This window comes from uncultured Imperialibacter sp. (assembly GCF_963974565.1).
In the GTDB taxonomy this organism is placed as follows: domain Bacteria; phylum Bacteroidota; class Bacteroidia; order Cytophagales; family Cyclobacteriaceae; genus Imperialibacter; species Imperialibacter roseus.
The window spans coordinates 140,405-148,245 of record NZ_CAXBCJ010000018.1 but is presented as its reverse complement, the minus strand read 5'-3'; the positions used below and the strand labels follow the sequence as shown (position 1 = coordinate 148,245).

The 7,841-nt window shown below is 44.4% G+C and carries 4 protein-coding genes; all 4 read left to right on the top strand.

Going from position 1 to position 7,841, the window contains the following annotated elements; translation table 11 throughout:
• On the top strand, positions 1 to 854 hold an 854-nt coding region (locus AAC052_RS21575), incomplete at its 5' end, for a tail fiber domain-containing protein (protein WP_339815464.1).
• Positions 847 to 2,187: a gliding motility-associated C-terminal domain-containing protein gene (locus AAC052_RS21570; RefSeq protein ID WP_339815463.1), complete on the top strand. Its 1,341-nt coding sequence runs from the start codon at positions 847 to 849 to the stop codon at positions 2,185 to 2,187. The genes AAC052_RS21575 and AAC052_RS21570, both read left to right, overlap by 8 nt.
• A 5-nt stretch (positions 2,188 to 2,192) precedes the next feature.
• Positions 2,193 to 3,242 (top strand): PorP/SprF family type IX secretion system membrane protein, encoded by a 1,050-nt coding sequence (locus AAC052_RS21565; RefSeq protein WP_339815462.1) that lies wholly within the window; start codon positions 2,193 to 2,195, stop codon positions 3,240 to 3,242.
• A 2-nt stretch (positions 3,243 to 3,244) separates the two neighbouring features.
• On the top strand, positions 3,245 to 7,513 hold the full coding sequence (locus AAC052_RS21560; protein WP_339815461.1) for an OmpA family protein: 4,269 nt from the start codon (positions 3,245 to 3,247) through the stop codon (positions 7,511 to 7,513).
• The last annotated feature ends 328 nt before the right edge of the window (positions 7,514 to 7,841 follow it).

The following is a 7,841-nucleotide window of genomic DNA, read 5'->3' as shown; positions in this document are numbered from 1 at the left end:
TGACAAGTGCTGCTATCACTAACGATGAGATAGTGGATGCTGATATTAATTCAGCGGCAGCGATAAGCGCATCAAAATTACAAGCCAGCGTGATGGTTGAAGGTGAAGATGTGAGTTTGCTCAACAATGATGCTGGTTATTTGACGACAGTGACAAGTGCTGCTATCACTAACGATGAGATAGTGGATGCTGATATTAATTCAGCTGCGGCGATTGCAGGTACGAAGATAAGCCCCAGTTTTGGAACGCAGAACATAGTTACTTCAGGAACACTTTCAACAGGAGCCGCAACTGTTACTGGATTGACGGTTACAGCCTTAGCGGATGCTACTAGTAGGACATATGACGAAACAGCAGCAGGCACATCCTTGACGATTTCGTCAACTGGTGTATTCGGCAATTCCGACATCCGCCTAAAAGAAAACATCAAACCTCTTGACAGCCCGCTCGATAAAATTCTTGCGTCAGAAGGTCTTTCTTACAACTACAAAGCCGACGCAGATACCGAAATTCACTTTGGTGTCATTGCTCAGGAGATTGAAAAGCTTTTCCCCCATATGGTGAAAGAGGATAGCAGAGGCTACAAATCTGTGAACTACACCGAACTTATCCCCGTCCTCATCGAAGCCATCAAAGAGCAGCAGAAGCTGATAGAGAAGTTAATGGCAGACCTGAGTGATGAAAAGACGACTAAAGAAGAGATGAAAGCAGCGCTTGACAAACAAATGAAGCTTTCCGAAATGCAAATGAAGTTAATGGCGCAGTTGCAAATGGAAAACTCTTCCATGAAGAGTGACATCGACCTTATTAAAGAGCAGATGGGGATCAAGTCAGCGACCAAAACCAATGAATAAGGTACTTGCTACCATATCGCTCAGTTTACTTGCCGCTGCTTCGGTGGCAGCTCAGGGGCTTTATACCCCATCGGGCGTTCAGTTGAAAGTAGGAAGTTCAGCCAGCCTTAAAATTGGTGGAGACCTTACCAACAAAGGGCAGGTGTATGACGAGGGACTGTTGGTTGTGGATGGCACTGTCAACAACGAAAACAGGTTGAATATCAGTAACAACGCCCCAACGCCACCAATATTGGACTCCAATGGCCTCATCAACAATACGGGTAATTTGGAAAATGTAGGCCTCATCAGAGTTTCTGGCGATTGGAGCAACACAGGCACCTATAACGGTATAGATGGTGAGATTGAACTGGACGGTACATCTGACCAAACATTCTCAAGTACGCCTACCGATGTGCACAGCATTGTGGTGAATTCAACTGGCACAACGCTATTTACCGGAGACACCGTGAGGGTGGTTGGAATGATCAACTTTGTTAAAGGTTATGTGGACGCTAACCCTGGTAGCTATTTGGTCATTGAAGATGGAGCAGAGGTGCTTGGTGGCAGCGACAACTCTTACTCGGAGGGAAAACTTTATCACCGTGGGCTTGGGTATAAGTTCTTTCCAGTCGGAAATGACGCACTCTATTTACCCGTTTATCTGGAGAATGTTTTTGGTGAAAACCCCCTCATAGGTGTGGAAGTTGGTGCTTTTTCTCAAGCACCTTTTCCGGATCGGCTTTTGGTAGGTATTGCCGAAGACTACTATTGGGATATTGAAACTGCGCTGGGCAGATTTGATAGCAGCAAAGTAACCGTCGACTATGTGGGCGCTGACCTCGAAAGCAGCCAGAACCGAAATGACATTGCATTTGATAGCGCCACGCCTGCGCTGGCAGAGGCGGAGTCACTTGACGAGCCATTTACAAACTTGTTCACAACAGATGACTCTGTCGAAGATCCTGACTTGTTTTCCTCAGGTCTGCTTACTGGAGAAAAAAGTTTCACAAAAAGGTACCTGGCTGTAGCCCTTTCCCCTAAGGTACCTGCCGACGGTGTGTCCTATATCCCAACCGCTTTTTCTCCATTGTCAGTCAATGAGGAAGACCAGGTCTTGAAGTTTTACAGTGAGAAGGTGATTCCTGATGGGTTTTCATTCAAAATCTATGATCGCTTTGGCGACGTTTTGTATGAGACCAACGATTTGTCGGATGCGCAGACCAACGGATGGAATGGCTTGCTTAAAAGCGGGAAACCGGCGTCAGGTGGGTATTATTTTTACTCCGCAAAGTTTGAGTTTTTTAATGGAAGAAAAGTGTCGAAAACTGGGCAGGTAATGCTAATAAGATGACGAATATGCTGAAATATATATGTTTTCTTATGTTGGCTTGCTTCGCTTTTAGTGCCTCTGGACAGAACAGCCAATTTTCGCAGTACTATACCTCATCTTTGTTTTTGAATCCTTCGTTTGCGGGCATTCCGCCCGATTTACAGGTATCTCTTAATCACAAAAGACAGTTTCAAACTTCTGGAATTTCCAACGAACTTTCACAGTTTTCGATACTCTATCCTTTCGTTTCGAGTGGATTTAATGCACGACAGTTTGGGGGCATTGGCTTAACAGCTTTCAGCGAGAGTATTGGTGATAACTTTTTCAAGAACAATGGTTTTATGGTTTCCACCGCCTACAACCTTAGGTTGGGCGACTTTAGTCCAGACTACGTAATCTTCGGGCTCCAGGGGGGGTATTTTAATGAAAGCATTAATTTCGGTAATCTACAGTGGGGATCGCAGTATACACCATACCTGGTTTCTGGCTTTGACCCGAATGCGGCAGACCCGTCTGCACAGTTCAACGATATGGTGCATTACCCGGTCTTCAATGCGGGTTTGACCTATTACTTTAACCCCGCCCGAACATACAGGCTTTATAAGTATAGCGCCTTCTCAGGGTTCTCATTCAAGAACTTGAATCGGCCAAATACCTCTTTTATGGGAGGGGAGGTAGCTCGTAAGCCAATGTTCATGACCTATCATGGCGGTATGGAATTTAGCATCTCCCATAAGTTAAGGTGGTCTCCCAATGGAATTTTTTACTATTCCACCGATAATCGCTATCAGTTTAATATGGGAAGCTACGTCAGCTACAGCTTTAGCGACAACCGCTCACTCAAAGCAAACAACCTCTACCTTACCTTCGGAGTTTGGTATCGATTGAGGGATTCTTTCATTTTCACAACCGGCTTTCAGAATAATAACCTGCAGATGGCTTTTAGCTATGACCTGAACAAAGCTTATTTGTTTACAGAGCCAAACGAATCGCTTGTGCCATCTTTTGAAATTTCATTAACTTACACGTTAGGTAAGGATAAGAAGGGCGGTAGCTCGTCTAATCCATTATTTTAGTTATGAAGAAACTATCTCTAGCATTTGCGGCTTTTCTGGGTTTAACGGTTGCTGCCTTTGGTCAGGGAGCTGTTCAGCTAAATGAGCACGCTGATGAACTGTTTAGAAATGGACATTATGCTGAGGCGGCACAGTTTTACCTTCAGGCACTTGCAGAAGAACCGAACAACCAGCTGGCCACTTTTCAGTTAGCTGAGTGCTATAGGTACACTTTTAAGTATCAGGAAGCTGAGCTTCAGTATGAAAAGATGATTAACCTTTCTGAAGCCAACTATCCGACGAGCCGATATTATTTTGCCTTGATGCAAAAGCTCAATGGAAAGTACCAGGAGGCGATGGAGAATTTTCAGGTTTACCTGAAGTGGTATAATACTAATCCTGATAGAATGCTGGCGTTTAAGACACTCAGGCTACAGGCGCTTGTAGAAAAAGAAGGTTGTCTCCTGGCTCTTAACGAGATGGCTAACCCGGTTCGGCATGCCGAATTCAAGGTGCTGCCATCTCCGGTCAATACGCAATACGATGATTATGCTCCTTTTATATTTAAGGGGGACGCTTCTCTTATGATGTCTTCCTCCAGAAAATCATCGACAGGCTCTGTGTTTGATGCAAGGCTGGGGCAGTCAACAGCTGATCTTTTCAGGTTTGAGCATTCGGGAGATGCGTGGACAGAAATTGGAAATAAAGATAAGTTTTCCAACCTGAATACTAAAAACGGAGAGGGATCCGGTATTTTTAACAGAGACAATACGAAAGTCTACTTTACCTACAATCCGCCAGCTGGGTCGTCAACACCTTCTCAGATATCTAAATCGGAGCTTATCGATGGCAAATGGAGTGAGCCAAAGCCTCTGAATGCAAACATAAATGCAAAAAACACTACTTCAAGGCATCCATCATTGTCTCCGGGAAATGATACGCTATTTTTTGTTTCCGATCGACCTGGTGGATTTGGCCAGACAGATATTTGGTACAGCGTAGATGCTGGCAATGACAATTGGGGGCCTGCTATCAACCTCGGATCTGCTATCAACACCAGCATGGACGAAGCCACTCCGTTTTATGATCAGGAAGAGGGCGTTCTTTTCTTTGCCTCCAATGGACACAGAGGGTTTGGAGGGTTTGATATATTCATGACGAACGGAAATAACTTCGAGAATTCAGAGATTTATAATATGGGTCTTCCATATAATTCAAATCGGGATGATTGGTTTTTTATATTGGGAGAGCAAAGTGGCTATCTTACGTCGGGCCGGGACGGCGGAGTGGGAGGGCAGGATATTTATACCTTCCACATTGAGACCGACCAGGAAATTATTGCTGAAATTCTGGAAGAAGATGTGGTGGCTGGCCGCAGCTCCGTCTTCTCAGATGACTATAATTTCGACACCAACGACATAGAAAAGGTCGAAGAAGTGATCTCTCATTTTCTTGCGGCACGTATGTTCAATACGCAAGCAATGCTTACAGCCGAGCAACAGGCATTTTATGACAACTTATCTGAATCAGACAAGGAGAAGATTGAGAGAATTGTCAATTCCAGGGTAAGGAAGATGTCAGAAAGAGACCTTAGAGCTGTGAGAACCGAAGATGAGTTTTACTACCAGCAGCTTTCTACAGGCGATAAGTATTCAATCAACAGGATGGTGTCGTCTTATCTTGAAGAAGACGGTTTGGGGCTAAATGTGTCGCTAAGCAATGAGGAGAAGGCATACTATGAACAACTTTCAAAGGATGCCAAAGAAAAGATAGACCAGTACATTGCTCTGAAGGTGACGGAGTATCGTGGCAAGGAAGTACAAGACGAGTATTTCCAGTCTTTGCCTGCTGCGGATCAAACTCAGGTAAAAACGTTGGCACGGAGTTACCTCCTTCAGAAAAAATCAATCGAAAATCTAACACTCGGTGTGAACACAAATGTTTTTCTCAAAAAGCAGGACGAGCAATCTATGGAACGGGCCGAGGCTTCCATAGTTAGCCAACTAAAGAACCTGGCACTTGAAAGCGATTTCTCGTTGAACGACAACGACAAAGTATTCTACCAGAATTTGCCTACTGAAGAACAACAGTCTATTGACAGACTTGTGACGGCGTTTCTGGCGGCGAAACCGTCAGATTTTGATAAGAGCATTACTCCGGCGGATCTTGATTTTTACAATAAGAAACCGGCTGGACAAAAGGCGCTTATTGACAAAATTCTTGTTAGAAGGCTTCGGAACTTGTCTTTTTCAGATGAGTATATTTTTAATCACGCTACGGCAAAACAGACCCTGCTGCTCACTAGTTTGAACACCAAAACAAACGGAAATGTAGTCGTGGACGAAGTGGGTAATTTATTAACTGGTGCCAATAAGAATGCTTACAGTGCTCTCAGCGAGGAGGAAAAGTTGAGATTTGCAAGAATGGTGTCCGGGGCCGGTAGCTACGATAAACTAGCCAGTAAGCCGCTGTTGGCACTCGACGAAAATGCATCTGAGCCCTCACAGCTTATCGCAAGTCAGTCCAATAGGCCAATGGCTACCTCTTCGTTTGGCAATGCCGCTGGTTCATCAAAATCAGTTAGCGACCAGGCCCTTGCTCAAGGCAACTCGAAGACAAGCAGTTCAGGTAATACAAATAGTACGAAGCAAAACTCTCCGGCTGTCTCCACAAGCAGTAACCTTGCTTCAAGCGATGGTGGTCAGATCATAGTCGACCGGCGAGACGAGGCTGGTGAGCCCGAATCTGGAAATGCAGTGTCAAAGGTGGCTTCAGGTCGGGCGACGGTAAGTATGACCGCTGACCAAAGGACACTTTATGAAAGCTTGCCCACGAGTAAAAGGCAAGCTATTGATAGGATTGTGGCTGTATCGCTGATCAATAATGACTACACGGGTCACCCGGAGATGTTTGAAGAAGACAAACAAAGGTTTGCTGAGTTCGATTCGGAAGAGAAGCGCATGGCCAGGAGGATGGCAAAGTTTATGACCGAAGATCAACTCTCTGCGGCTGAAATGGGAGCAATCAAGGATGATTTTATCAAATACAAGAACTACAACCCTGAAATCCGAAAGACTTTCAATCACTTGATTTTAACCGAGGCTTTTAACTATTCTCAAGGCAGGAACCAGATGGAACTGTTGACAAAGGACAGAGCGGTTAACAACAGTTTGAATGCAGAGGAGAGAAGTTTAGTGGGGACATTGATAAACGTAAGGGCAAGGTCAAACACGATTTTTGGTGATCAGATTGATCTCGAAAACAAGTACGTTGAGTCGGGTATGGTCATGGCCAGTGTTGATCAATACCAAACTGAAGAGTTTAAGAATATCAAGATTCAAGGGCGTTTGGTAGATATTAAAAGTGGTAAAGCTCTTTCGAACTATCCGGTAGTACTGGCAAATAGTGCTGGTGAAACAATCAAGGTAGGTTATACAAACCAAAACGGGGAGTTTGTATTCGATTATTTGGACGGGAACAAGGCTTATAAGATTCTCTCAAACAGTCAGACTGTGTCGTCGATCAAGCCTGATAACTTTTTCATCAAAGACTTGCAGGTGCGTGGGTACAAAGATGGATACATTGTGCTGAACTATGAGAGCGTCTATTTCGACTCCGACGCCACCAATATTCGGGATGAGGGCATTGTGACGATGAATAAGTTGATCGAGTTATACAGGCAGAACCCTGAAATTGAGATCGAAATTCATGCACATGCTGATAGCCAGGGAGAACACGACTACAATCACAGACTGTCTGACTTGCGGGGAGACGCTGTTTATAAATATCTTGTAAGTCATGGTGTGGACGAAACTGCCTTGACTGTTTACTACAACGGAGAAGGTGACCCTGTGGCCAGTAACCTTACGGCGTATGGACGGGCATTTAACAGAAGGGTGGAGCTTGAGGTATACTCTACAAAACCATTACAAACTGATCTGGCGAAGATTTACGTAACCCGACCCGGCGCTTCTATTGATGCTATCGCCAGGGCATTCAACTTGCAGGCAGATAGGATAAAAGCGATGAATGGCTTGCAATCGGAAGTTGTTAAGCCATATACACCCATTAGGATCGAGGGGAAGAACGGCATCAAGCCAAGCCTGAGTCTCCTGGTTGAATTGAATGACCATGCCGTCAATTACAAACAGTACAAGGTAAAAAAGGGAGAATCTATCATATCGATAGCTGAAAAATTCAACCTTCCTGAAGAGCTGTTGCTTGAATTGAACAACCTGAATGGCTACCAACTGAATCCGGGAGACATAATTGATATTTACGTTTCTTACTAGCAGTAAGTACCTTCAGACCCTTTGTTTGTCGCTAAGGCTTGTCTAAGGGTCCAACTAAAGTTGGGGAGTCTTGGAAGGACTACCATGAGAAAAAACGGTATTTCCTGACTATTAGCTGTTAACAGTGGGTATATCAAGAAGTTACAACCCGGAAATAGGCTGGTTAAAGCTTTTTCTGGGTTTTTAATTTGCAAGGAGGCCCTTCATATAATTTTCGGATCAAGTAAAAAATCTGGGGGATAAAATTCAAAAGGAGTGTTATTCGATTCCGCAAATTGACGGTAATAAAAAAGCAAAACTGGTTCAATGTGTCTCGCCAGACCGGGCT

What these genes read in the sequence shown, in the direction of transcription:
- AAC052_RS21570 (WP_339815463.1), top strand. Translation starts at nt 847, where the DNA reads ATGAATAAGGTACTTGCTACCATATCGCTCAGTTTACTTGCCGCTGCT.
- AAC052_RS21565 (WP_339815462.1), top strand. Translation starts at nt 2,193, where the DNA reads ATGCTGAAATATATATGTTTTCTTATGTTGGCTTGCTTCGCTTTTAGT.
- AAC052_RS21560 (WP_339815461.1), top strand. Translation starts at nt 3,245, where the DNA reads ATGAAGAAACTATCTCTAGCATTTGCGGCTTTTCTGGGTTTAACGGTT.